The following is a 25,581-nucleotide window of genomic DNA, read 5'->3' as shown; positions in this document are numbered from 1 at the left end:
TTGGTGAGGTGTCCGAGTGGCTGAAGGAGCACGCCTGGAAAGTGTGTATACGGCAACGTATCGAGGGTTCGAATCCCTCCCTCACCGCCAAATTGCAAAAAAACCGACCTCATGGTCGGTTTTTTGCTTTGGGGAAGCGTCATCAGCTCATCTCGAAGAGGGGGGTGAGAACCCTCGCCGGGTTCGAGCAGAGCAGCTTGCCGGGATGAACGGCCGCAGGCCGCCCCGAAGGGGTGAGCCACGCAGTGGCGAATCATCCCTCCCTTACCGCCAAATAAAACAAAAGGCCCCGTCGAAAGACGGGGCCTTTTGTTTATCAAGGGCTGGTTTGACACTTCTCTGTGGCCGGTCTCAGACCGCTTGCTCAGGCCAGCTTCAACATCGGCATCTGTTCGCGTTTGTCACAGTGCGTCAGATGGACCCGGCTGGTCAGGCGGGTCAGCAGCTCGTAGGGGATGGTGCCTATCTTTTCGGCCACCTGTTCCACCGGCAACCCTTCCCCCCACAGCGTCACCTCGTCTCCCACCTTGTCGCTGGCCGCCGGCCCCAGATCGACGGTGATCATGTCCATGGAAACCCGACCCACGATGGGTACCCGGCGGCCATTGATCAGCATGGGGGTCCCTTCGGGTGCCATGCGGGGGTAACCATCGCCATATCCCGCGGCCACCACGCCGAGGGTAGTATTTCGATCCGCCACCCAGTGCCCCCCATAGCCGACCGCTTCGCCCTGCGCGCAGGCGCGGGTGGCGATGAGCTGGCTCTTGAGATTCATGACCGGGCGCAGGTCATGGTCGGCGGCAAGCTGACCGGCAAACGGGGAGGCGCCGTAGAGCATGAGGCCGGGTCGGATCCAGTCGCTGCGCGATGCCGGCCAGGCGAGGATGCCGGCGGAGTTGGCCATGGTTCGCTCGCCCGGCAGATGAGCAGAGAGGCGGTTGAATTCCTCGATCTGCAGCCGGGTGGCCTGGGTATCCTGCTCATCGGAGTGGCTGAAGTGCGTCATCAGATGGAACGGCTGCACCACGTTGCGACAATGGCTCAGCCGCTCGATGAAGGCGGGCAGCTCCAGGGTGCGCAGCCCGAGCCGGTTCATTCCGGTATCGAGCTTGAGCCACACCTTGATGGGGGCGGGCAGACTGGCCTGCTCGAGCAGTGCCAGCTGCTCCCAGGTATGCAAGGTGGTTTGCAGTTCGTGTTTCGCCAGCAGCGGCAGCGCCTCGGCACTGAAGAAGCCTCCCAGCACCAGAATGGGCTTGGTGATGGCGTTAGCACGCAGCACCAGCGCCTCCTCGACCCTTGCCACCGCATAGGCATCGGCCTGGGCGAGGGCGTGGGCCACCTGCAGCAGCCCATGGCCATAGGCATTGGCCTTGAGTACCGCGATGATCTTGCTGTGGGGGGCATGGCGGCGCACCACGGTGAAATTGTGCTGGAGTGCATCGATATCGATGCTGGCCGTAACTGTGTTCATCATGGGTCGGGTGTCTGCTCGATGAGTAGTTGGCTGATGGTTTCAATCCCGATCCGGTGATCCTGGCTGCCGGGACGAGCAAACGGGGGTCACTGAATCATGTTTTTTATATGCTTTAAAATGTAAAAAGATGTTATCAGTTGTTTTTTTGTTGGTAAATTATGTGGCGAATAGGAATGCGTAAATGCGCAAAATACGGAATATTCCTCGGTATAAATTTCCCTGCCAACGCTTTCTCTGGCTCCCTATCGGGCAATATTTATCACTGGTTTTTCCCCTTAAAACGGGAGGGGGATCGAGCCGTTTTCGCACATTGTTGGCGGTTTTTCGCACCGGCTGCGTGCAGGTGGGGTTGCCGACCCCTGGCCAAGGTGCGGGGAGGGGCAGGTGCATGGCAGAGGAGAAAAGCAGGCTACCAGCTCCATGGGGGTGAAGGTGGAACTGCCGGATTAAAGAGGGCATCTCGTCGAACCGGCGAGTGGTGTACGCCACCAAGAAAGCTTGTGGCCGGCTTGGTGGCGCACGCGGCCGGAGAGACAGGTCATCCGTGGCCAGGGATGGTGAAGCATGGATGTGGGCCGGTTAATTAATCAAGCGGCGAAGATCAGCCTTGAACAGCAGGGCGGGTTATTTCTTAAAAGCTGATAATAAATATCGTTTGCGCGTTCATTTTGGTTGGTGACATATAATTAAATAAAATTTAATGGTATATGTTTTTAGCTACTTTTGACGCGGAAAAAAGCCTGTAACTGGTAGCATAAATATTGGATCAAATAGTGTGACAACGCTTTCATTCTGATTATTTAACATCACGAACTAACGGGTAATTTAAATGAATTAAATTCAATAACACGCAAAAATACCCCCTAGTGGGTATTTTGGTAGCCCACGCCATGCTTTCTAAGTCTATGCTATATATGGATTTTTTAAATCCATGATGATGAGTTTTCTATTTGAATAATGTTCCGTCACTTGATGGAGATCAACATAAAGGGGGAAGGGGAGGCATAGCATTCCCGCAATTAAGCATTTGTCAAACAATGCTCACTGACGGGAATAAGAAGAATGGTCGAGGATACTTTTTTATCGGCTCATGGAATTAATCGCCGTGACTTTATGAAATTGTGCGCCGGGATGGCCGCAACCCTTGGATTAAGCCAGCATGCCGTGGCCAAGATGGCCACCGCGCTCACCAGCCCCGAGCGGCCACCGGTGATCTGGATAGGGGCGCAGGAGTGTACCGGTTGCACCGAGTCGCTGCTGCGCGCCACCCACCCCACCATCGAGAACCTGATCCTCAACACCATTTCGCTGGAGTACCACGAGGTGCTCTCGGCGGCCTTCGGTCATCAGGCCGAAGAGAACAAGCACAATGCCATCGAACGCTACAAGGGCAAGTATGTGCTGGTGGTGGATGGCTCCATCCCGCTTAAAGATGGCGGCATCTACTGCATGGTGGCGGGTGAACCCATCGTCGACCATATTCGCCGCGCTGCCAGTGATGCCGCCGCCGTCATCGCCATCGGCTCCTGCGCCGCCTGGGGCGGGGTGCCCGCCAGCGGCGGCAACCCGACCGGTGCCGTCAGCCTGGAGGAGGCCCTCGGCAACCTCGGTACGCCGATTATCAATATCCCGGGCTGCCCGCCCAATCCCCACAACTTCCTCACCACGGTCGCCTACTACATCACCTACGGCAAGCTGCCGGCGCTCGATGCCAAGAAGCGGCCGCTGTTTGCCTATGAACGGCTCATCCACGAAAACTGCGAGCGCCGTCCGCACTTCGACGCTGGTCGCTTCGCCAAGGAGTTCGGTGACGAGGGCCACCGTCAGGGCTGGTGCCTCTATCACCTGGGCTGCAAGGGGCCGGAGACCTACGGCAACTGCTCGACCCTGGAGTTCTGCGACGTGGGCGGCGGCATCTGGCCGGTGGGCATAGGCCACCCCTGCTATGGCTGCAACGAGCAGGGAGTGGGGTTCAGCAAGGGGATCTTCCAGCTCGCCAAGGTGGAGAATCCCACCCCGCGGGTGAACAAGCCCGACGTGGCCATCCAGGAGGGAGGACACATGTCGCCCACCGCCACCGGCCTTATCGGTGGGGCGCTCGGGGTGCTGGTCGGGGTGAGTCTGATGACGGTGCGCGAGCTCGGTCGCCAGCAGAAGCGCCATGAAGCCGGGCAGCACTCATCACGGGAGGAGTGACCGTGAACAGACGCAACTTCCTCAAATTCGCCTCCGTCGGTGCGCTGGCGGCGGGCACCACCGTCTCCGGCACTGCCCTGGCTGCGGCCGAGAACAAGCCGCCCATTCCCGGTGCGCTCGGCATGCTCTACGACTCCACTCTCTGCATCGGCTGCCAGGCCTGCGTGGCGGAGTGTCAGCGCCTCAACGGCAACCCGGCCAATCCGGCCGGGGAAGCAACCTGGTCCAACAACGACAAGCTGAGCCCCTACACCAACAACATCATTCAGGTGTGGAAGAGCGGCACGGGTGAGCACAAGGATCAGCTGGTGGATGGCTATGCCTACATCAAAAAGCAGTGCATGCACTGTGTCGATCCCAACTGCGTCTCCGTCTGCCCGGTGCAGGCGCTGACCAAGGATCCCAAGACAGGAATCGTCCATTACGACCCGGACGTCTGCACCGGCTGCCGCTACTGCATGGTGGGCTGCCCGTTCGACGTGCCCAAATATGACTACGACAATCCGCTGGGGGCGATCCACAAGTGCGAGCTCTGCAACCAGAAGGGGCTTGAACGGATTGATCAGGGCAAATTGCCCGGCTGTGTCGAGGTGTGCCCCACCGGCGCCGTCATCTTCGGTACCCGCGAGGCGCTGATGGCCGAAGCTAAGCGCCGGCTGCTGGCCACCCCGGGCAGCGAATATGCCTACCCGCGCCAGACTTTCAGCGCCAACGATCCCTACCTGCATGAGGTGCCCAACTACCAGCCTTACGTCTATGGCGAGAAGGAGGGGGGCGGTACCCAGGTGCTGGTGCTGGCCGGGGTGCCCTACACCAAGCTCGACATGCCTGACTTGCCGGAGCTCTCCTCCGGGGCGCGCTCCGAGCACATCCAGCACACCCTCTACAAGGGGATGGTGCTGCCGCTGGTGGTGTTGACCGGGCTCTCGGTGCTCATTCGCCGCAACACCAAGGACCATCAGGATGGCGACGATCATGACTCGCACGCGGGCCATGACAAGCGATCGGGAGGCAAGGATCATGAGTAATCACAAGGCACATCCACTGGGGGGCAGGCTGGTCAGCTGGCCGGTCATGGTGCTGGCGCCGTTCGTCATCCTGTGCGGCATGCTGATCCTCAAACGCCTCATCTTCGGGCTGGGCTCGGTCACCGATCTCAACGGGGGTTATCCCTGGGGGCTCTGGATCTCGTTCGATCTGCTGATCGGCACCGGTTTCGCCTGCGGCGGCTGGGCGTTGGCCTGGGCGGTCTACGTCTTCAACCGGGGCGAGTATCACCCCCTGGTAAGGCCGGCCCTGCTGGCGAGTCTGTTTGGCTACTCGCTGGGGGGCCTCTCCATCACCATCGACGTCGGCCGTTACTGGAACCTGCCCTACTTCTACATTCCGGGTTTCTTCAACACCTCCTCGGTGCTGTTCGAGACGGCGGTCTGCATGACCATCTACATCGGGGTGATGGCGCTGGAGTTTGCCCCCGTGCTGCTGGAGAAGTTCGGCTGGAAAACCTCCATGGCGCGTCTCAACAAGATCATGTTCTTCATCCTGGCGCTGGGGGCCCTGCTGCCCACCATGCACCAATCCTCGATGGGCTCTTTGATGATAGTGGCGGGGGAGAAGATCCATCCGCTCTGGCAAAGCTACGAGCTGCTGCCGGTCTTTTCGCTTCTGACCGCCTTCATCATGGGCTTCTCCATCGTGGTGTTTGAAGGCTCCCTGGTGCAGGCGGGGCTGGCGGGGCGCGGCCCCAACGAGAAGTCGCTGTTCTACAAGCTGACCCAGGTGATCGACATCTTCCTGATCCTGTTCGTGGCGCTGCGCTTTGCCGAGATCGTCATCAACGACAAGTCGGAGTATCTCTCCCAGTGGAATCGCTACGCCTTGATGTTCTGGAGCGAGATCGCGCTGATGATCTTCCCGCTGCTGGTGTTCCACTGGGACAAGAGCCGCCGCGATTCGCGCATGTTGTTCCTGGGGGCCCTCAGCATGCTGCTGGGCGCAGCCCTCTGGCGACTGGACTACTCCCTGCTCGCCTTCAACCCCGGCAATGGCTACCACTACTTCCCCTCCGCGGCGGAAGTGCTGATCTCCCTGGGCTTCGTCGCCATCGAGGTGTGTGCCTATTTGCTGCTAATCCGGCTGCTGCCGGTACTGCCATCACTTGAACGTGTTCACCAAGATTATCAGGCCCGAGGGAAAGCCAACGTATGAGCCAACGTATCACCATAGACCCCATCACCCGCATCGAGGGTCACCTGCGTATCGACTGTGAAATCGAAGGCGGCGTCGTCACCAAGGCCTGGTCGTCCGGCACCATGTGGCGCGGGATGGAGGAGATCGTCAAGGGCAACGACCCGCGCGATGCCTGGATGATAGTGCAGCGCATCTGCGGGGTGTGCACCTCCATTCACGCCATCGCCTCGGTGCGGGCGGTGGAGAACGCGATCGGCGCCAAGGTGCCGGTCAACGCCCAGTACATCCGCAACCTGATCATTGCGGCCCACAACATCCACGATCACATCGTCCACTTCTATCAGCTCTCCGCGCTGGACTGGGTGGACATCACCGCGGCCCTTGGGGCCAATCCGCAAAAAGCGGCGGACATGCTCAAGGGGGTATCGACCTGGTCCCTCAACAGCGCCGACGAGCTCGTCAAGGTACAGGAGAAGATCCGCGCCCTGGTGGCGAGCGGCCAGCTCGGCATCTTCGCCAACGGCTATTGGGGCCACAAGGCGATGAAACTGAGCCCGGAGGTGAACCTCATCGCCGTTGCGCACTATCTGCAGGCACTGGAGTGCCAGCGCGATGCCAACCGCATCGTCGCTATCCTCGGTGGCAAGACCCCCCACATCCAGAACCTGGCGGTGGGCGGGGTGGCCAACCCCATCAACCTGGATGCGCCGAGCGTGCTCAACCTGGAGCGGCTGCTCTATGTGAAGAGCTTTATCGACCGGCTCGGCGAGTTCATCGAGCAGGTCTACAAGGTGGATGCCGCCATCATAGCCGCCCACTACCCCGAGTGGCTGAACCTGGGGCAGGGGGCCAGGCACTACCTGAGCGTGCCGGAGCTGCCCACCGACGGTGACGGCGGCAGCTTCCTGATGCCGGGCGGCTACATCGAGAACGGCGATCTGGCGGGTTATCGCCCCATCGAGAGCCATCAGGATGCCTGGCTGATGGATGGCATTGCCGAGAGCAACAAGCACGCCTGGTACAAGGATGACGCCCCCCTCAAGCCCTGGGAGGGCAAGACCGAGCCCAACTACACCGGCTGGCAGGATGACGGCAAGTACTCCTGGGTCAAATCCCCCACCTTCTACGGCAAGGTGGTGGAGGTGGGGCCGCTCGCCGACTTGTTGGTCAAGCTGGCTGCCAAACACCCGGAGACGGTGGCGCACTTCGATCAGCTGAACGGCCTCTACAAGGCGCTGACCGGTTCGGCCATCAAGACTGAACAGCTGCACTCCACCCTGGGCCGCATCATCGGCCGGGCGGTGCGCTGCTGTGTGCTCAAAGACACCTTGTCTCATCAGTGGAAGGCGCTGGTCGACAACATCGGCAAGGGGGATGTCAGCGCCTACATCAAGACCGAAATCCCGGCGGACAAGGAGTTTCGCGGGGTGGGCTTTGAAGAGGCACCGCGCGGTATGCTCTCCCACTGGGTAGTCATCAAGGGTGGCAAGATCGAGAACTATCAGGCGGTGGTGCCATCGACCTGGAACTCGGGCCCGCGCAACTTCAATGACGAGCCCGGCCCCTACGAGCAATCTTTGGTAGGCACCCCGGTGGCGGATCCCGCCAAACCACTGGAGGTGGTGCGCACCATCCATTCGTTCGACCCCTGTATGTCCTGTGCGGTGCACGTGGTGGATACCCAGAGCGGCGACGTGACTCAGGTGAAGGTGCTGTGATGAACACCCTGATCCTGGGCGTGGGCAACCTGCTGTTGAGTGACGAGGCGATCGGAGTGCGGATCGTCGAGGGGCTGGGGCGCAACTACCGCTTCGCCCCCGGCATCGAGCTGCTTGATGGCGGCACCGCCGGCATGGAGCTGCTCGAAGCGATGGCCAGTCGTGACCACATCATACTGGCGGACGCGGTGCGCAGCGGTAACCCGCCGGGCACAGTGGTGACCCTGAAAGATGAGGAGATCCCGACCCTGTTCGGTCGCAAGATCTCCCCGCACCAGCTAGGGCTGGCGGACGTGCTCTCGGCGCTGCACATGACGGGGGAATCCCCCAGGCGGCTCACCCTGATCGGGGTCGAGCCCGAATCCCTCGAACCCCGCATCGGCCTCACTCCCGTGGTGGCGGCGGCGCTAGGGGAGGCGACGGATCGGATCTTGACCCTGCTGGCCAGTGTCGGTGCCCCAGCCATCCCGCTCTCTGAGCAGGAGAAAGCTGAACAAGCGCGGGAGGGCACATGGCGCAATCCATTGTGAACGAGGTTGAGAGAGTGCCGGAAATATTACCGGAGACGGCGCAGGAATTTGCCGGTTTTGCCACCAACCCCGCGCCCTTGTTGGTAGCCCAGTATGAGCGGATCGCTCGCGAAGAGATGCAGGCGTTGCCCTTCTATCACCCGGACATGCCAATCGCTGCGGAGTGCGTGTTGTTTGAAGACCAGTGGCTCGGCTGTGTGCTCACCCCCTGGATGCTGAGCGTGGTGGTGTTGCCGGGGCCGGATCAGCTCTGGCCGGTGCGCAGCAGCGAGCGGCTCGCCCTGCAGCTCCCCTGCGGCAACCTGACCTTTATGGTGGGGGCATTGTCCGAGACGGGGCAGTTGCTGGCCTGCTCGCTCATGTCCCCCATCGACCCGCATCTGGGGGCCGACGAGGGGCGTGCGCTGGTGAGCAGTACCCTCAAGATGCTGCTTTCGCTTCCGGTGCAGCAGGGGGAGGGCGGCATGAACTTGAGCCGGCGCCGCCTGTTCAGCGGCCGGCGTGGCGACCCTGTTGGCGACACCCAGCGCTAGGTCTCATCTGCAATCAGGTTTAGAATAGGGGCCGTTTTGGCCCCTCACTCGCTTCTGTCGTGCCCCTGTTTTTCGATAGTGAGTGGTAAAACGAATAAGGGATCTTATGACCATTCAATGCTTTGGCTGCCACTCAGGCAGCAACGCCGGCCACCGTAAAGGCCTCTCTGTCACTGCGGCCGCCTTGCTGGCCCTGCTCTCGGGCGGTTTCTCTACCATGGCGCTGGCGGCCCAGCCCGTCCCCGCCGAACTCAAGCTCGCCATCGGCAGTGAGCCCACCGAAGGGTTTGACCCTCTGCTTGGCTGGAGCCACGGCAGCTACCTGCTGCTGCACAGTCCGCTGCTCAAACAAAACGCCGATCTCAGCTGGCAAAACGTGCTCACCCAATCGGTGACCCCGAGCAAGGATGGCAAGGGGTGGCTTATCCGCCTCAAGCCGAACCTGACATTCTCCAACGGCGCGCCGCTTACCGCGGAGGATGTGGCCTTTACCTACAACAGCGCAGCCAAGGGTGGCGGCAAGATCGACATGGGCAACTTTGTCTCGGCCAAGGTGCTCTCGCCCACCGAGGTGGCCATCACCCTGAGTGCCCCCCAGAGCACCTTCGTCAACGTGCTGGGATCTTTGGGGATAGTGTCGAAGAAGGATTACGACGCAAAAGCATATGCCCAAAAACCGGTCGGTGCCGGCCCTTACCGGCTGGTGAGCTTCCTGCCCGGTCAGCAACTGGTGGTGGAGGCGAACCCCTATTACGCCGGCGGCAACAATGACTTCAAACGGCTGGTCTTTGTCTTTATCGATGAAGAGAGCGCCTATGCCGCCGCCCAGAGCAGCCAGCTCGATGTGGTGCGCATCGCCCCCTCGCTGGCGCCTACCGTGCCTGCCTCCCTCAAGCTGTGGGTGCGGCCGAGTGTGGAGAACCGCGGCATCGTCTTCCCCATTCCTGCTGCTGGTAAAAATGATGCCAAGGGTTATCCCATCGGCAACGACGTGACCTCGGACGTAGCGGTGCGCCGCGCCATCAACTACGCCATCGACCGCAAGCTGCTGGCCGACCAGCTGCTGGAAGGGCACGCCATCCCCGCCTACAGCGCGGTAGAAGGCTTGCCCTGGCTGAATAAAGCCACCGCCTTCAAGGATGGCGATGCGGCCCACGCCAATGCCCTGCTCGACGAAGCGGGCTGGAAGATGGGCAGTGACGGCATTCGCCACAAGGGCGACCTGCGCGCCGCCTTTACCCTCTGGTACACCAGTGGCGACAGCACCCGCCGGGATTTGGCGGAAGCGGTGCGGGCCATGCTCAAACCCATTGGCCTTGAGGTGAGCCTCAAGTCCGGCAGCTGGGAGCAGGTGGAGCGGGAGATGCACGCCAATCCGGTGCTGATGGGGTGGGGGAGTCTGGATCCCATGGAGCTCTATCACCACTACCAGAGCGGCTCCGGTGGCGTGGAGTTCTACAACCCGGGCTACTACAGCAATCCGGTGGTGGATGGCCACCTCAAGCAGGCGCTGGATGCCCCGAACTGGCAGGCGGCCGTGCCGTTCTGGCAGCAGGTGGAGTGGGATGGCAAAACCGGCGCCGGAGTGCAGGGAGATGCCGCCTGGGCCTGGCTGCTCAATGTGCAACACACCTATCTCGCCAACCGTTGCATCGATCTTGGCAAGGGGGCGCCGGAAATCCACGGTAGCTGGTCACTCCTCAACAACCTGCAGGATTGGCGGTGGACGTGCCGTTAAGTTCGTCCTTGAGTCATTCAGGTTATCTGTTGCTAAAAGCCCTGCTGCGTCTGGCAGGGCTGTTATGTCTGGTCTCGGTCGCCACCTTTGTGCTGCTGAGTTACTCCCCCATCGACCCCATCAAAGCCTATATCGGCAACGATCTGCTCCATGTGCCGCCGGAGCAGTACGCCCGCATCGCCGCCCGCTGGGGGCTGGATCAACCGCTCTGGCTGCGCTACTGGCACTGGTTTAGCCAGGTGCTGCAGGGGAATCTCGGTTACTCCATGCTCTACAACGCACCGGTGGGTGAGGTAATTGGCCAGCGCTTTGCCGCCTCCTTCCTGCTGCTGGCGGGTGCCTGGCTGCTCTCCGGCTTTTTCGGGATTTTGCTGGGCCTCTGCGCCGGTCGCTATCTCAATCGCTGGCCCGATCGCCTGATTTGCCGCTTTGCCTACCTGCTCGCCTCCCTGCCCACCTTCTGGGTCGGCCTGTTGCTGCTTGCCCTGTTTGCGGTGCACTGGCCACTGTTGCCGGTCTGCTGCGCCTGGACGCCGGGGCTTGCGGCCGATGAGGTTGATTGGGCTATGCGAGCGCGCCATCTGCTGCTGCCAGTGACTACCCTAGCCCTGCTCGGGGTAGGCAACATTGCCCTGCATACTCGGGGGCGGGTGGCCGAGGTGCTGGCGAGCGATTTTATTCGCTACGCCCGCGCTCAGGGGGATGGTGGCTGGCCCATGCTGCGCTTTCACGTGCTGCGCCATGCCCTGACCCCAGCCATCTGTCTGCAGTTTGCCTCGCTAGGCGAGCTGATCGGCGGATCGCTCTTGGCAGAGAAGGTCTTCTCCTACCCAGGGCTCGGCCAGGCGACGGTAGATGCAGGGCTGCGGGGGGATATCCCCCTGCTGATGGGCATAGTGCTCTTCTGCACTCTGCTGGTCTTTTTGGGCAACACGGCGGCTCGGGTGCTGCTGGCCCGCATCAACCGGGGCTGGGAGGGCGAGTATGCTGTTTAATCCGCTCCCCTCCTTGCTGCGGCTGGGTTTTGCCCTGCTCGGATTGGCGCTGCTGGCCACTTACGGCTGGAGCCTCTCTCATCAGGATGTGCCGATGGATCTGCTGGCGCGCCAGCAGCCCCCCTCGCTGACCCACTGGTTCGGGACCGATCAGATGGGGCGGGATCTATGGTTGCGGGCCTTTCAGGGCACCCTCACCAGTCTGGAGCTGGGCATCAGCACGGCGCTCTGCAGTGGCCTGCTGGCCATGGTGGCGGCAAGCGTGTCGCTCATCCATCCCAGATGCGATGCTGCGGTGCGAATGGTGATCGACGCCATGCTGGCGCTGCCCCATATGCTGCTCTTGATCCTTATCTGCTTCACCGTGGGGGGCGGCATGCGCGGGGTGATCCTGGCGGTGGCGCTCACCCACTGGCCCAAGTTGGCGCTCATTCTCTGCGCAGAAGCGCGGCGGATCGCCTGCAGCGACTATGTGGTGCTGGCCCGCTGTCAGGGGATGGGGGCGCTGCGTAGCTGGCGCATCCACCTGCTGCCGGGGCTGTTGCCCCAGTGGTTTATCGGCACCTTGCTGATGTTTCCCCATGCGGTGCTGCACAGCGCGGCCTTGAGCTTTCTCGGTTTTGGGCTGGCGGCCCACGAGGCCTCGCTGGGCCTGCTGCTGGCCGATGCCCTGCGTTATCTGGCCGGTGGCGGTTGGTGGCTGGCCCTATTCCCCGGCCTGATGTTGTTGCTGCTGGTGTTGCTGTTTGATCAGGCTACCCGCGCGTTGCAACAGCTGTTGTGGCACAGGAGTGAACCATGCTGAGTTTTGATCAGGTGACTATAGAGGCGGCCCACTACTCCTGGCTGGGGCGGCGCAGCTGGCAGCCTTTGCTGACCGATATCAGCCTGCAACTGGCGCCGGGGGAGATAGTGGCGCTGGTGGGGGGGAGCGGTGAGGGCAAGAGCCTGCTGCTGCAAAGCGCCCTGACATTGTTGCCGGACAACCTGCGCATGCGCGGCTCCATCTCCCTTGATGGCGTGCCCCTGTGCGATGCCAGCCGGGCCAGACTGCGCGGCCACACCCTCTGCTATGTGCCGCAGGGGGTGAGCGCCCTCAATCCGCTGCTGACGGTGGAGCGTCAGCTGGGACGTGCGGCACGCCTCTGCGGCCAGAATGGTTCTCGCGAGCGGCTCGGCGAGCAGCTGCTGCGCTACCAGCTGCCCGCGACCACCCTGGACAGATTCCCGCGCCAGCTCTCCGGCGGCATGGCCAAGCGCATTCTGGCCTGCACTGCGGCGCTTGGCGGCGCCCGCTACATTCTGGCAGACGAGATCACCGCCTGGCTCGACGAAGGATTTGCCTGCCTGCTGCTCGGCCAGTTGCGTGAATTGGCCAATCAGGGCAGCGGTATCCTCTGGGTGACCCACGATCTGGCGCTGGCAGCGCGCTTTGCCGATCGCATCGTGGCGCTGCATCAGGGGCAGGTGAGCGATACCCTGAGCTGCTACCATCTGCGCCAGGGGCTGGGGAGCGAGATGCTCAGAGCCCACTGGCAGGCGCTGCCGGAGTTCAATGCGCTCTTCTCTGCGCCGAAGGTTTCATAATGTTGGAAGTACGAAGTCTCAACATCGCCCAGGGGGAACGTCCCCTCTGGCAGGGATTGTCACTGACGGTGAAAGCGGGCGAACGGCTCGGTATCTCTGCCCCGAGCGGTTATGGCAAGACCACGCTGGGGCGGGTATTGGCGGGTTGGCAACCGGTTGGGGCCGGCGGGCAGATCCTGCTGGATGGGCAGCCAGTACCTGAACAGGTAAAAGGCTATCACCCCATCCAGCTGGTGCCCCAGCACCCGGAACTCACCTTCAATCCCTATCGCACCACCGGGCAGGCGCTCTGGGATGTGTGGCGCCCCGATGAGGTCATGCTGGCCCGCTTTATGGTCAAACCTGAGTGGCTCGGTCGCAAACCCGGCCATCTCTCCGGTGGTGAGCTGGCCCGCATCGCGCTGCTGCGCGCCCTTGATCCCCGCACTCGTTTGCTGATTGCTGACGAGGTCACCGCCCAGCTGGATCCGCAAATTCAGCGCCAACTCTGGCGGGAGTTGATGGTTGAGTGCGAGCAGCGCGGGCTTGGCATGGTCATCTTCAGTCACCAGCAGGCATTATTGCGCCAGATCTGCCATCGGGTGCTGCGCTTTGGTGAGGAGACGGCTGAGCAGGAGGCGATGTCCCGTAGCGTGGCCTGAGGATTGGCTTCCCCCTCATCCCCAGCCCTTCTCCCGCAAGGGGAGAAGGGAGCAGACGGTGCCATTTCGTCAGGCTCAGGGTTTAGGGTTTGGAAAATCTCGGAGTTTGACAATAAGGCTGGTTGTTATGCTCGAAGCTCCCCTGAGGGGTTTGAGGGCGTCGTATAGTCGCGGCATCCACAAACCGGTTCCCTCTCCCTGGGGAGAGGGTCAGGGTGAGGGGACGCGAGTATGAGGCGCGGGCCATTCGGTATAGAGAGAACGCCTGATAAGGTTTGTAAATAAAGAGAGGGAGGCATTAGCCTCCCTCTCTTGTTTTCTACCGTTATCAGCGGTGTTTAACCGGTTCAGGCACTGGCCAGCCAGTTCAGCCAGGCATCCATCCCTTCGCCTGTAGTGGCGCTGACCTGGATCACCTGAATATAGGGGTTGACCCGTTTGGCGTTCTCGATGCCACGGGCCACATCGAAGCTGACGTAGGGCAGCAGATCGATTTTGTTGATCACCATCAGCTGGGCGGCGGCGAACATGTCCGGGTATTTCAGAGGCTTCTCTTCCCCCTCGGTGACGGAGAGGATTGCTACCTTGTACTTCTCGCCGAGATCGAAGCTGGCGGGGCAGACCAGATTGCCGACGTTTTCGATAAAGAGGATGCCCCCTTCATTGGCGGGCAGCTGGTGGCAGGCATCGTGGACCATCTTGGCGTCCAGATGGCAGCCCTTGCCGGTGTTGATCTGCACGGCAGGGACACCGGTGGCACGAATGCGATCCGCATCGGCGCTGGTCTGCTGATCCCCTTCTATTACCGCGCAGGGGCGCTTGTCGGCCAGCTGGCGCAGGGTTTCACACAGCAGGGTGGTCTTGCCTGAACCCGGGCTAGATACCAGGTTGAGCACCAGCTGGGCTGCCTCGTCGAAGTGTTCGCGGTTGTGGGCCGCCAGCGCATTGTTCTTGGCCAGCACATCCATCTCGATGGCAATCAGCTGGCGCTGCCCCATGCCGGGCACCGACAATCCCGCTTCCCCTTTGCCGTAGTGCAGATCACCCTGCTGATGGTCATGGTCATGGTCATGGTCATGGTCATGGTCATGGTCATGGTCATGGTCATGGTCATGGTCATGGTTGTGATCATGGGGATGCGCGTGGGAATGGCCGTGGTCATGAGAGTGGGCGTGATCATGGTAGTGGTCATGTTCGTGGCCGTGCTTATGAGGGTGATCATGATGATGACCATGCTTGTGGCCGTGGTCATGGGTGTGATCATTCCCGTGGGCACTTGGCTGAGCCGCCAGGAGGGCGGGAGCCATGCCATGGTAGTGGTGATGGACATCTCCCTGATGGTGATAGTGGTGGTGAATGATCAGGGTGCGCGGCGCACTCTGCTCGTGATCATGATGGTGATGGGCGTCATGAGCATGATGATGGTCGTGTTCATGACCATGTTCATGGTGATGTTCATGTTCGTAATGATGCTCATGATCGTGCTTATGGCCGGCGATCCGCGCCTGGCCGCATCCGCATACGCTACACATATCAACTTACCTCGATGTCGGTGATGCGCAGGCTATCACCCTGCGCGACTCGTAATTTGTATCCGCCACACCCGGGGCAGGCCTGCCCCCGTTCGGTGAGGGTGACCGTCTGGTTGCAGTCGTAACACCAGGCCTCTGCCGCCTGGTGTTGAAAGTGCAGTTGGGCGCCTTGGGCCACGGTGCCCTTGGCGGCAGCCTCGAAACAGAAGGCAATGGTGTCGGGGTCGACGCAGGAGAAGCTGCCGACCTCGAGCCAGAGGGCGGTCACCCTGGTAAAGCCCCGCTGGGTGGCCTGCTCGGCCGCCAGATCGATGGCGGCCATGGCCAGAGACATTTCGTGCATGGTGGCTCCTTAACCGATATGGGGAGGAGCAGTGACTCCTCCCTGTAATTGACGGAACGGCATGGTTGCTCAACAGATCCGCGGCAGCAGCTCCCCCTGCGGCAGCTCCAGATAACGGCGGCTGCCCCAGGGGTTGTTGAGGATCACCTTGTGATGCTCGCTCGCCTGCGCCACGCCGATCTGGCTGGCGGCGGAGTTGAATTGCCGCAAGATGCCCAGCGCGTCCTGCGCCTGTTCGGCAGGCAGGGCCAGCACCATGGTCCCCTCGTTGGCGAGATCATGGGGCTCGAAACCGTAGAGCTCGCACAGGCCGCGCACCGGATCGCACACCGGAATGGCGGACTCCTCCAGCTCGATGGCAACGCCGGAGGCGCTGCTCCACTCGTTGAGCACGGCGGCAAGGCCACCGCGGGTGGCATCGCGCAGGGCGTGAGGGGTAATCCCCGCTTTTAGCAGCGCTTCTACCAGCGGCCAGAGGGTGGTGCAGTCGCTCTTGAGATCGGAGCCCAGTTGCAGGGCGTCACGGGCCATCAGGATGCAGGCGCCGTGGCTGCCGATATCCCGCGACACCAGAATGGCGTCACCGGCCTTGAGGTTGCGTACCGAGATGCCCCGGCTCTGCTCAGGCAGCTGGAAGGTGCCGACCCCGCTGGTGTTGATAAAGATCTTGTCGGCTGCTCCTTTGGGCACCACCTTGGTGTCGCCGCAGACGATGCGGGCACCGCTGTTGGCCAGCTCTGAGGCCATCGACTCGACGATGCGGGCAAGATCGGCGTAGGGGAAGCCCTCCTCGATGATAAAGCTGCAACTGAGGTATTCCGGTTTGGCCCCCATCATGGCGAGATCATTGACGGTGCCAGCGATGGCCAGCTTGCCGATATCGCCCCCCTCGAAGAACAGTGGCGAGACGGTAAAGCTGTCGGTGGTGAAGGCAACGGGGCCGTTTACCGGCAGCAGGGCGGCATCTTCACCGCGCAGCAGGATCTCGTTGCCAAAGTGGCGAAAGAAGAGCTGATTGATCAGCTGGTTCATCTCCACACCGCCGCCGCCGTGGCTTAACTGAATTTCTCTCATTGGATCCCCATATATCGGTAGTAGGCATTGCAGGCCCCTTCGGAGCTGACCATGCAGCTGCCCATGGGCTGGGTCGGGGTGCAGCCCCGGCCAAAGACGTTGCACTGGTTCGGTTTGGCCAGGCCGCGCAGGATATCGGCGCACTGGCACGCCTTGTGGTCATCGATGGGAGTCTGATTGAGTTGAAAGTGGCGCTCCGCATCGCGCTTGGCGAAGGCATCGCGCAGGCGCAGGGCGGAGGCGTTGATATCCCCCAGACCTCGCCAGCGAAAGTGCTCGCGGGTCTCGAAAAAGCGCTCGACCAGCCGCTGGGCGGCTTTATTGCCGCTGGCGGTAACGGCGCGGCTGTACTGCACCTCCAGCGCGTAGCGACCCTCAACTTTCTGGCGCACCATCATCAAGAGCGCCTCCATCACGTCCACCGGCTCGAAACCGCTCACCACCACAGGCACCTGATAGCGATCGACGATGGGCAGGTAGATATCGGCGCCGGTGATGACGCTGACGTGAGAGGGGCCGATAAAGGCGTTCACCTTGGCAACGCCGTCGGCCATCACAGCGTGAATGGCGGGCGGCACCAACACATGGTTGATATGAAACAGGAGGTTCAGGGCCCCTTGCTCTTCAGCGGCAGCCAGCAAGGCGGCCGTCATCGGGGTGGAGGTCTCGAAACCGATGGCGAAGAAGACCACGGTTTTGTCCGGATTCTCTTTGGCGATACGCAGGGCATCGAGGGGGTCATAGACGGGGCGGATATCGCTCCCCTTGGCGCGCTGCTGTGCCAGCGTGCCCCTGGAGCCCGGCACCCGGATCATGTCCCCCAGGGTGACCAGAATGACGCTGGGCTGGCGGGCCAGCTCGATGGCCTGATCGATGCGCTCTTTTGGCATGATGCAGACCGGGCAGCCGGGGCCGTGGACAAACTCGATGCTGGCTGGCAGCAGCTGGTGCAGGCCGTACTTCATGATGGTGTGGGTATGGCCGCCACACACCTCCATCACCCGCAGCGGTTCGGGGAGTAATTTGGCCAGTTCGGTGATTTGGGCGGCGAGGGCGCGGATCACCTCGGGCTGGCGAAAGCCCTGGAACAGGTCATTCAAGGTCAGCATGGCAAGATATCCTGTTTGGGCATCAGGGCCACCATCTGGCGGAAGCTCTCGAGGCTGGCCTGCGCCTCCGCTTCGTCAATCTTGCTCATCACAAAGCCGATATGGAGCAGCACATAGTCGCCCACCTGGAGGGGCTCTTCGAGCAGCATGCAGCTGACGCGCCGCTGCACCCCCAGGGTGTCGACAGTGACGCAGTTATCTTCGGGGTGCAGTTGCACCACCTGAGAGGGGATGGATAGACACATGGATTTCAGGACTCCGACAAGGTGGCACAACCGGCTGTGGCAGGCGGGTGCGTGGCAAGATGGTGGATGGCAAACCAGAGCTGACCGGCGGCGATGCCACCGTCATTGAGCGGCAGGGTTTCGCTGGTCAATACCTGCCGACCGGCGGCTTCGAGAGCGGGCACCAGCTGATCCATCAGCACCCGGTTTTGAAAGACGCCCCCCCCGAGCGCCACCGGATAGCCGGGGAAGCGTTCGGCAAGGGCGATGACCAGATTGCTGATGGCGCGGATAAAACCGGCGGCCAGGCTGGCGGTGGCGGTGCCTTTGCGCCGCGCGCTGACAAGGGTATGGATCAGCTTGGCCCACTGGATCTGCAGTGGCCCCTCTGTTGATTGGCTGAGATCAAAGGCGAGGGGGAAGGGCTGTTCATCGGGGGTCAGCTGCAAGGCGGCCGCCTCCAGCAATAGCCCCGCTTCGCCCTCGTAATCCGGGGTGTCGATCACCCCCAAGAGCGCCGCCACCGCATCGAACAGTCGACCTATGGAGCTGGTGTAATGGGCGTTGCGACCGAGATGCCAGAGCTGGTGCAGGTTGCTGATCCGCTCAGCGGGCAGTTGTTTGATCGCCGGAATATCGAGGGCGCTGATCTCCTCCACGCCATAGGATTCAAACAGTAGCCCCAGCAGCTGGCGCACCGGCTCGCGAATGGCCGCTTCGCCGCCGATCAGCTTGAAGGGGGCAAGGTGGGCAACCCGCTCAAATCCCTGAACGTCTGCGATCAGCAGCTCGCCGCCCCAGAGGGTGCCGTCATCGCCAAGGCCGGTGCCATCGAAGGCAACCCCCAGCACCGGGCCCGTGATCTCATGTTCGGTCATCACTGCCAGCAGGTGGGCGTGATGGTGCTGCACCTCGAGGTGGGTGGCACCCTGATGGCGGCAATAGCGTTTGGCCCACTGGTGGCTGAGATAGCCCGGGTGGCGATCCGACACCAGCAGTTCGGGGTTGAGATCGTAGAGATCGCGAAAGGTCGCCAGGGTCTGCTCGAAGTGCTCCTGCATCGGCAGGCTGTGCAGATCGCCGATATAGGGGCTGTAGATGCGCTGGCGGCCGAAAGCCAGCGCCAGCTGGTTCTTCTGCTGCGCCCCGACCGCCAAGAGCGGCACCCTGACCGCCTCTTGCAGGCTGGGGGTGCAGGGGGCATAGCCCCGGGCCAGCCGCAAAGTCTGGCGTCGCCCGCCTGCCCACTGCACCAGACTGTCGTCGCACGGGTGCAGGATGGGGCGGTTGTGATCCAGGATGCCGTCAATCTCGCTGCCGAGTTCCCTGACTACTGCCTCGCACTCGATAAGGATCGGGCTGCCGCGACCATTGGCGCTGGTGGCCACCAGCGGCATGGCGCAGGCATCCAGCAGCAGTTGATGGAGCGGGGTATAGGGGAGCATGATGCCAAGGTAGGGGATGCCGGGGGCGATCCCCTCGGCCAGCGGCGCCGCGCTATGTTGGGATTCTGAGTGCCGATCATCGTTTTTGCGTTTGCGCAGCAAGGTGATGGGTCTGGCCTGAGAGGCGAGCAGCTGCCATTCTTCTTCGCTGCCGGTGACATGCAGTCTGGCCTCGGCAAGGGAGCCCATCATCACCGCCAGCGGCTTGCGCGCGCGTCGTTTGAGTGTTCGCAATCTGGCAACACTCTGCTCATTGCGGGCATCACACATCAGGTGATAACCCCCCATGCCCTTGACCGCAATCAGCGCCCCCGCCTGCAGGGCGCGGGCAGCTTCGTGCAGGGCCTCTTCGAGTTCGGCCAGCGCATTTCCATTGCCGCTGCGCCAGCTGAGATGGGGCCCGCACTCGGGGCAGCTCACCGGCTGGGCGTGGTAGCGTCTGTCCAGCGGGTTTTCATAGGCCGCCGCGCAGCGCGGGCACATGGCAAAGTCGGCCATGGCGGTATGGGGTCTGTCGTAGGGGAGGCTGCGGATGATGGTGTAGCGCGGGCCGCAGTGGGTGCAGTTGGTAAAGGGGTAGTGGTGGTGGCGATCGCTTGGATTGGCCACGTCCCTGGCGCACGCCTCGCACATTCCCTGATCCGGCGAGATGGCGACAGTGGCGGCGCTCTGCTGCTGGCTCGCTTTAATTCGAAACTGGCCATGAAATTGGCCATCGAAGTCGGGATCATGAGCAAGGGGCAGTTCCCGCTCGCTGAAATGATCGATGCGGCTAAGGGGCGGCGCCAGTTCCCGCAGTTCGCGGGCAAAGCTGGCGAGCTGCTCGGCGGAGCCTTCGGCGCCGATGGTGACGCCGCTCGCGTCGTTCAATACATAGCCGGCAAGGCCGTGGCGCAGCGCCAGCCCATAGACGAAGGGGCGAAAGCCGACCCCCTGCACGATGCCGTCGAGATGAAACTCGCGGCGCAGTCGAAGGCGTGTCGACGTGGTCATGGCGTCATCCAAAGAGGGGCCAGCGCCCCTCCCTGATAACCGGGGGGCAGGGAACCCTCCCTCATGACAGGGGGGTTGGGGAGGGCCGACAGGGGCGGCCATCCGGCGATCATCCAGGGGGATGTCATGCGATATCGAACTCCCATCTGCTGGCCTGCCGCCACGGCATGGGCCATCGGGTGCAACGAACGGGGGCAACGGGCTGCGTCGCGATAGAAGGGGCGTAGCCTTGACAGGCAGAGGAGGCCCTCGCCCTGTCACGGGGGCCAAGTTTACCGGGGCCCTGGTCCCCAATACCTTGATCTCGCCCCGGTTTGAGTGCCAGACGTGACGCTTCTTTGCGATCCTGTGAGGGGCGCCACGCCCCCTTGCGGCTCGAGATTCCGGTCGGAAGAGAGAGGCGCTCAGCAATGAAAGAGGGAGGCGGTTGCCTCCCTCTTGCGTGCCATGACCTTGGGCCCGGTGCCCGCTATCAGATATCCACCTGGGATCCCAGCTCGATGACCCGGTTGGGCGGGATCTCGAACTGATCCGGCGCCCGCAGGGCGTTGCGCTGCAGCAGCATAAAGAGCTTGCCCCGCAGATAGAGGTACCAGGGGCGCTCCTTCATGATGAGGGACTCGTGGGCCATGAAGAAGGAGGTCTCCATCATACGGCAGCTCAGCCCCTCGGCGTTGCAGCGGTGGAAGATCTCCTCCATGTTGGGGGTCTCGCGCCAACCGTAGCTCGCCACCACCCGCCAGAAGGTGGGGGAGAGCTGCTCGATGCAGACCCGACGCACGTTGTGGACACAGGGCACATCCTCCACCTTCAGGGTGAGCAGGATGACGCGCTCGTGCAGCACCTTGTTGTGCTTGAGGTTGTGCAAGAGCGCATGGGGGATGACGTTGACCACCCGCGACAGATAGACGGCGGTGCCCGCCACCCGGGTCGGCGGGGATTTTTCGAGGGACGCTATCATGGGCTCCAGGGAGTTGCCGTGCTCGTTGAGGCGGCGAATAAGCAGGAAGCGCTCGCTCTTCCAGCTGGTCATCAGGGTGAACATGACGGCCCCCAGGGTGAGCGGCAGCCAGCCGCCGGAGAAGATCTTGGCGAGGTTGGCGGCAAACAGCGGGACGTCGATGGCGAGCAGCAGGGCGAAGAGGGTGGCCACCAGCGGCTTGCGCCAGTGCCAGCTGTGGCGGGCCACCGAGCACGACAGTATGGAGGTGAGCACCATGGTGCCGGTGACGGCGATGCCATAGGCCGCCGCCAGGTTGCTGGAGTGCTCGAAGCTCATGATGACGATCACCACAGAGAGATAGAGCAGCCAGTTGATGACCGGAATATAGATCTGGCCGGACTCCTGCTCAGAGGTGTGCACGATGCGGATGGGGGAGAGATAGCCGAGCCGCACCGCCTGCCGGGTGAGGGAAAAGACCCCGGAGATCACCGCCTGGGAGGCGATCACCGTCGCGAGTGTCGCCAGCAGCAGCAGGGGCAGCAGGGCCCACTTGGGCGCGAGCAGGAAGAAGGGGTTGGCGATGGCCTCGGGATTGCCGAGCAGCAGGGCTCCCTGGCCGAAGTAGTTGAGCACCAGGGACGGCAGCACCACCATGAACCAGGCGCGGCGAATGGGGCTCTTGCCAAAGTGCCCCATGTCCGCATAGAGCGCCTCCACCCCAGTGATGGCCAGCACCACGGCGCCCAGGGCAAAGAAGGAGGCGCTCTGGTAGGCCATGAAGAAGCGCAGCGCCCAGACCGGGTTGAGCGCCCCCAGCACCTCGGGGTGCTGGAGGATGCTGCGAAGCCCAAGCACCGCCAGGGTCAGGAACCAGATCAGCATGATGGGGGCAAACAGCTTGCCCACGGCGGCGGTGCCGTGTTTCTGGATGGCGAACAGCAGGGTCAGCACCAGCACCGAGAGCGGCACTATGTAGGCGTCCAGGGAAGGCGCCACTATCTTCAGGCCCTCGATGGCCGACATCACCGACATGGCCGGGGTGATCACCACCTCGCCATAGAAGAAGCTGCCGCCAATCAGCCCCAGGATGATCAGCACCGGCGTCCATTTTTCCGGGGTGTTGCGGGTCGCGAGCGACATCAGGGTGAGTATGCCCCCTTCGCCCGCGTTGTCTGCCCGCATCACGAAGGAGAGGTACTTGACCGAGACCACCAGGATCAGCAGCCAGAAGATGAGGGAGAGAAAGCCCAGGATGGAGGCGGGCTCCACCCCGAAACCGAACTGGCCGGAGAGGCACTCGCGCAGGGTATAGAGCGGGCTGGTGCCGATGTCGCCATAGACCACGCCGATCGCCGCCAGCATGACGCCGGAGAGGGCGGGTTTGTTAGTACAGTTCATGAAATTATCTTGTCAGATTGCCGGTGGCATGGCTGCCAACACAGGGGCCCCGCACTACCGGGAGTTCACGGATAGCCGTTCGGGAGGATCTTCAGGATTGCGATGGGAGCGGGGGTTAGCTGGATATAAATAGGAGGCTCATCATGGACACAGTCTGTTTATCTGCGATTCAGCTTATGATGACACAGAGTCTGTGGGAGTATGTTCAGGTATAAATAATCAAAAAAGACTTTTGAACGAGGTTATTAATTACTCCTTGATTGAAATAGACCCCCGTGCAGCGAGCAAGTGTTTGTTTTTGCTAAGCAGCCATTTTTAGCCAGTCTTTTCAATCAAACGGGTTGAAAAACGGGCGATAAAATGTTGACCAATAAATTATCGGCAGGAGCGACAGAGAGGGAAGGCTTGGGTGGCAATGGAGTCTTCATTTACTACAAAAAGCTCATGAAATAGCTATGGTGCAACGCACGAAGTGAATTTCACCAATCGTTAAGCCAGAGGTATAGTGCACTGTGTTTTTAACAATTTCATATATTTAATAGATTAATTTATAACTGGACGTTTATTATGAACGTATATAAGAGGAAGTGATTGTTTTATATCTTATATATATCTAGTTCGAAATTATCAGGGCTAATGCTACATTCATACATATCGATATGTCTAAGGTGTGGGTTTTTTGATATTATGTCCTTAATCTTGTTTCTTTTATCATCTTCGAATTTAGCTCCAAAAAAAACTGAGTTTATTGAGGCTGGATTGATCCGTATAAAAGCATCAAAATTATTTTTAACTAAAAATCTTTCTGCCTCCTCATTAAATATAAAGGGATAGTTATCAATATCCCCATCATTATTTCCTATAGTGCGTTCCCATTGCGTTTCAAACCACGTACATTCTTTAATGTATTTTAGTTTCCAAAGTATCTCAAGCTGTCTTATAGTTTCAGTTTTTAGCTTGTTAATAGGTCGGCAGAAATTGGCACAACCTAGTGGAATTATAAACCTATGTTCTTTTTCATAACGCCAATGATTACTTTTAGTTGTTAAAAGAGACTTTATAATAGCATTCCTATCCATAAGTGATGAAGTGTTGTTTATGTGCTGAAAGCGGACGTTGTCATAATTAACTATTTGTGGAGTGTTGAAAAAACATGCATCAATACCATATGGGTTATGAAGATGTGATAGTACATCTGTTTTGTAACCAATAACTAAGCCAGTATGGCTATTTGCATAATGAGACCACATTAATATGTTTGTTGGCGTTTCACTCATGGAAATTATACCGCTCGAGGATACACCACTTATTAGGAAAGAGTTCATTAGTTTTATGTAGTCATGAAAAATATCATCCTCAATTTTATTTATTTTCAGCATTTCTTCTATGTGTTTTATTCGTACCCTATTAGGGACTGTGTTTTCAAAGGGATCATTTAATTTGGATGGAATAGCTAGTTTTAATGTTGGGTTAAAAAGATAACTTTCAGGCAGGGAGGAATAATATTTATATAGCATTAAATATATATCTCAATTAATAATGGGAAGAGTATCTGTTAAATAAGTGGTTTATAAATGCTGTCAATGTAACAATTTAAAGATAAAATAGTTACAGAATTAAATGGCTCAGACAAGTGTCTGCACAATGAAAACTTTCTATAAATGTCGAGAGTAAATATTCTTTTGATCTTTATCGCAAAGGCTACCGCACTAGAGTTACATCTCCAGCTTGCTGCGATTAACCTGCGATATTATCTCTATCTGTTCCATAGAAACGGTCTCAACGGAGCTGGTTGTCGCGTGAGTCATACTAATCGGCCAGTGAAAAAACAGAAGGGGGAGCCGTTGAAAACCGGCGCAACGTCATAAATCGGGACCTCAAGAGGGCATTTATTGTTTGGTTTTGTTAAACGATAACTGGTTATCGAATAGAAAAACCAAACAATGTGGGCCTGGTTTCTGGCCGTGCTGGCTTGTCTGGAGGCTGGTGGGGAGTGAGTTGGGGCAATCTGGTAGGGTTTCCCGGTTTCCCCGGAATTGGTTTGGCAATCATGGTGTGATCTGGGTTGTGGGGAGAGGGGAAGGGGAGGTTGCCGCTCAGTGCTGCGCCCCGACCGGGGTGATGTTGGGCCGTCAGGCACTGTGGCGGGATCGGCCATTGGCGCCCGGGGCCGGCTCGGGTATAGTCCTGCGCCAACAAGATAGGTTCGGATGGAGGAGTCGGCACCGCTTCAGGCAAGCGGGTCGAATCACTCCTTCGGCGCGGCGTTAAAGGATATCCCCATGAAATTCAGTCCCCTGCTCGATGAGATGATGAAGGCGCTGCAGGTCTTGCCGGGCGTGGGCCCGAAATCGGCCCAGCGCATGGCGTTCACCCTGCTCGAGCGCGAGCGCAGCGGCGGTCTGCGTCTGGCCTCCCTGCTCAACCGGGCGCTCACCGAAATCGGTCATTGCAGCCACTGCCGCACCTTTACCGAGAACGATCGCTGCGAGATCTGCGCCAATCCCAAGCGCGAGGAGAACGGCCTGCTCTGCGTGGTGGAGAGCCCGGCGGACGTGGCGGCCATCGAGCAGACCGGCCAGTTCTCCGGCCGTTACTTCGTGCTGATGGGCCACCTGTCGCCCCTTGACGGCATCGGCCCCGAGGAGCTGGGGCTCGATATCCTGGAGCGCCGCCTCAAGGAGGAGCAGATCAAGGAGCTGATCCTCGCCACCAACCCCACCATAGAGGGGGATGCCACCGCCTGGTACATCGCCGACATGGCCCGCACCGCCGGGGTGGAGGTGAGCCGCATCGCCCACGGTGTGCCGGTGGGCGGGGAGCTGGAGCTGGTGGATGGCACCACGCTCTCCCACTCCCTGATGGGGCGCCAGCGCCTGAGCTAAAGACACCACGGACCCCACCCCGGTCCTCCC

At 60.4% G+C, this 25,581-nt stretch carries 22 protein-coding genes, 1 tRNA gene and 1 other RNA gene; 15 read left to right on the top strand and 9 right to left on the bottom strand.

What is annotated here, in order from left to right:
- Positions 1–2 precede the first annotated feature (2 nt).
- Both AB5Y68_RS10030 and AB5Y68_RS10025 read left to right on the top strand, forming a co-directional pair.
- A tRNA-Ser gene (locus tag AB5Y68_RS10030) sits at positions 3–90 on the top strand.
- A 53-nt stretch (positions 91–143) separates the two neighbouring features.
- Positions 144–273: non-coding RNA, RtT sRNA (locus AB5Y68_RS10025), on the top strand.
- Between the two features lie 91 nt (positions 274–364).
- Here AB5Y68_RS10025 and alr read toward each other — a convergent pair.
- The gene (alr, locus tag AB5Y68_RS10020) at positions 365–1,477 is read right to left on the bottom strand and encodes an alanine racemase (protein WP_200886009.1); all 1,113 of its coding nucleotides are present in this window, start codon (positions 1,475–1,477) and stop codon (positions 365–367) included.
- A gap of 1,062 nt (positions 1,478–2,539) precedes the next feature.
- On the opposite strand from alr, the gene hybO reads away from it, so the two are divergent.
- The 11 genes from hybO (at position 2,540) to AB5Y68_RS09965 (ending at position 13,605) form a co-directional block, all read left to right on the top strand.
- Positions 2,540–3,673 (top strand): hydrogenase 2 small subunit, encoded by a 1,134-nt coding sequence (hybO, locus tag AB5Y68_RS10015; protein WP_039038931.1) that lies wholly within the window; start codon positions 2,540–2,542, stop codon positions 3,671–3,673.
- Between the two features lie 2 nt (positions 3,674–3,675).
- The gene (gene hybA, locus AB5Y68_RS10010) at positions 3,676–4,701 is read left to right on the top strand and encodes a hydrogenase 2 operon protein HybA (protein ID WP_039038930.1); all 1,026 of its coding nucleotides are present in this window, start codon (positions 3,676–3,678) and stop codon (positions 4,699–4,701) included.
- A complete protein-coding gene (gene hybB, locus AB5Y68_RS10005) occupies positions 4,694–5,881 on the top strand; it encodes a Ni/Fe-hydrogenase cytochrome b subunit (RefSeq protein ID WP_039038929.1) in 1,188 nt (395 codons plus the stop codon). Before hybA ends, hybB begins: the two co-directional genes overlap by 8 nt.
- Positions 5,878–7,581 (top strand): hydrogenase 2 large subunit, encoded by a 1,704-nt coding sequence (gene hybC / locus AB5Y68_RS10000; RefSeq protein WP_039038928.1) that lies wholly within the window; start codon positions 5,878–5,880, stop codon positions 7,579–7,581. Before hybB ends, hybC begins: the two co-directional genes overlap by 4 nt.
- Complete coding sequence (locus AB5Y68_RS09995) at positions 7,581–8,111, top strand: HyaD/HybD family hydrogenase maturation endopeptidase (RefSeq protein ID WP_039038927.1); 531 nt, start codon at positions 7,581–7,583, stop codon at positions 8,109–8,111. The genes hybC and AB5Y68_RS09995 overlap by 1 nt, the downstream gene beginning before the upstream one ends.
- Positions 8,093–8,644 (top strand): hydrogenase-2 assembly chaperone, encoded by a 552-nt coding sequence (gene hybE / locus AB5Y68_RS09990; RefSeq protein ID WP_039038926.1) that lies wholly within the window; start codon positions 8,093–8,095, stop codon positions 8,642–8,644. The genes AB5Y68_RS09995 and hybE overlap by 19 nt, the downstream gene beginning before the upstream one ends.
- 106 nt (positions 8,645–8,750) lie before the next feature.
- Positions 8,751–10,382, top strand: coding sequence for an ABC transporter substrate-binding protein (locus AB5Y68_RS09985; RefSeq protein WP_039038925.1), 1,632 nt, complete (start codon positions 8,751–8,753; stop codon positions 10,380–10,382).
- Positions 10,367–11,377, top strand: coding sequence for an ABC transporter permease (locus AB5Y68_RS09980; RefSeq protein ID WP_039038924.1), 1,011 nt, complete (start codon positions 10,367–10,369; stop codon positions 11,375–11,377). The genes AB5Y68_RS09985 and AB5Y68_RS09980 overlap by 16 nt, the downstream gene beginning before the upstream one ends.
- Positions 11,367–12,182, top strand: a complete 816-nt coding sequence (locus AB5Y68_RS09975; protein WP_039038923.1) for an ABC transporter permease — start codon at positions 11,367–11,369, stop codon at positions 12,180–12,182. Before AB5Y68_RS09980 ends, AB5Y68_RS09975 begins: the two co-directional genes overlap by 11 nt.
- Positions 12,176–12,964, top strand: coding sequence for an ATP-binding cassette domain-containing protein (locus AB5Y68_RS09970; RefSeq protein WP_039038922.1), 789 nt, complete (start codon positions 12,176–12,178; stop codon positions 12,962–12,964). Before AB5Y68_RS09975 ends, AB5Y68_RS09970 begins: the two co-directional genes overlap by 7 nt.
- On the top strand, positions 12,964–13,605 hold the full coding sequence (locus AB5Y68_RS09965) for an ATP-binding cassette domain-containing protein (RefSeq protein ID WP_039038921.1): 642 nt from the start codon (positions 12,964–12,966) through the stop codon (positions 13,603–13,605). Before AB5Y68_RS09970 ends, AB5Y68_RS09965 begins: the two co-directional genes overlap by 1 nt.
- Before the next feature lie 347 nt (positions 13,606–13,952).
- On the opposite strand, the gene hypB is transcribed toward AB5Y68_RS09965, so the two are convergent.
- On the bottom strand, positions 13,953–14,912 hold the full coding sequence (hypB, locus tag AB5Y68_RS09960) for a hydrogenase nickel incorporation protein HypB (protein WP_368207138.1): 960 nt from the start codon (positions 14,910–14,912) through the stop codon (positions 13,953–13,955).
- A 3-nt stretch (positions 14,913–14,915) separates the two neighbouring features.
- On the opposite strand from hypB, the gene AB5Y68_RS09955 reads away from it, so the two are divergent.
- The gene (locus tag AB5Y68_RS09955) at positions 14,916–15,161 is read left to right on the top strand and encodes a hypothetical protein (protein ID WP_324606581.1); all 246 of its coding nucleotides are present in this window, start codon (positions 14,916–14,918) and stop codon (positions 15,159–15,161) included.
- Here AB5Y68_RS09955 and hypA read toward each other — a convergent pair.
- The 7 genes from hypA to AB5Y68_RS09920 form a co-directional block, all read right to left on the bottom strand.
- On the bottom strand, positions 15,139–15,480 hold the full coding sequence (gene hypA / locus AB5Y68_RS09950; protein WP_039038919.1) for a hydrogenase maturation nickel metallochaperone HypA: 342 nt from the start codon (positions 15,478–15,480) through the stop codon (positions 15,139–15,141). The two genes, AB5Y68_RS09955 and hypA, sit on opposite strands and share 23 nt — an antisense overlap.
- A gap of 69 nt (positions 15,481–15,549) precedes the next feature.
- Positions 15,550–16,554 carry a hydrogenase expression/formation protein HypE gene (hypE, locus tag AB5Y68_RS09945; RefSeq protein ID WP_039038918.1) on the bottom strand — a complete coding sequence of 335 codons (1,005 nt, stop codon included), beginning with the start codon at positions 16,552–16,554 and terminating at the stop codon, positions 15,550–15,552.
- Positions 16,551–17,663 carry a hydrogenase formation protein HypD gene (gene hypD / locus AB5Y68_RS09940; protein ID WP_039038917.1) on the bottom strand — a complete coding sequence of 371 codons (1,113 nt, stop codon included), beginning with the start codon at positions 17,661–17,663 and terminating at the stop codon, positions 16,551–16,553. Before hypD ends, hypE begins: the two co-directional genes overlap by 4 nt.
- The gene (locus AB5Y68_RS09935; protein WP_033115859.1) at positions 17,657–17,908 is read right to left on the bottom strand and encodes a HypC/HybG/HupF family hydrogenase formation chaperone; all 252 of its coding nucleotides are present in this window, start codon (positions 17,906–17,908) and stop codon (positions 17,657–17,659) included. The genes hypD and AB5Y68_RS09935 overlap by 7 nt, the downstream gene beginning before the upstream one ends.
- 5 nt (positions 17,909–17,913) lie before the next feature.
- Positions 17,914–20,325: a carbamoyltransferase HypF gene (gene hypF, locus AB5Y68_RS09930; protein ID WP_039038916.1), complete on the bottom strand. Its 2,412-nt coding sequence runs from the start codon at positions 20,323–20,325 to the stop codon at positions 17,914–17,916.
- Positions 20,326–20,797: 472 nt separating this feature from the next.
- Entirely contained in the window at positions 20,798–22,666 is a 1,869-nt protein-coding gene (gene kup / locus AB5Y68_RS09925) for a low affinity potassium transporter Kup (protein ID WP_039038915.1), read from the bottom strand.
- A gap of 596 nt (positions 22,667–23,262) precedes the next feature.
- Positions 23,263–24,183, bottom strand: a complete 921-nt coding sequence (locus AB5Y68_RS09920) for a DUF2971 domain-containing protein (protein ID WP_080769881.1) — start codon at positions 24,181–24,183, stop codon at positions 23,263–23,265.
- A gap of 765 nt (positions 24,184–24,948) precedes the next feature.
- On the opposite strand from AB5Y68_RS09920, the gene recR reads away from it, so the two are divergent.
- The gene (gene recR / locus AB5Y68_RS09915) at positions 24,949–25,551 is read left to right on the top strand and encodes a recombination mediator RecR (protein WP_039038914.1); all 603 of its coding nucleotides are present in this window, start codon (positions 24,949–24,951) and stop codon (positions 25,549–25,551) included.
- Positions 25,552–25,581 lie beyond the last annotated feature (30 nt).

Source organism: Aeromonas sp. R6-1 (genome assembly GCF_040908165.1).
Taxonomy (GTDB): domain Bacteria; phylum Pseudomonadota; class Gammaproteobacteria; order Enterobacterales; family Aeromonadaceae; genus Aeromonas; species Aeromonas caviae.
Note: the sequence above shows the minus strand (reverse complement) of the source record. Positions and strands in the feature narration are given on the sequence as shown.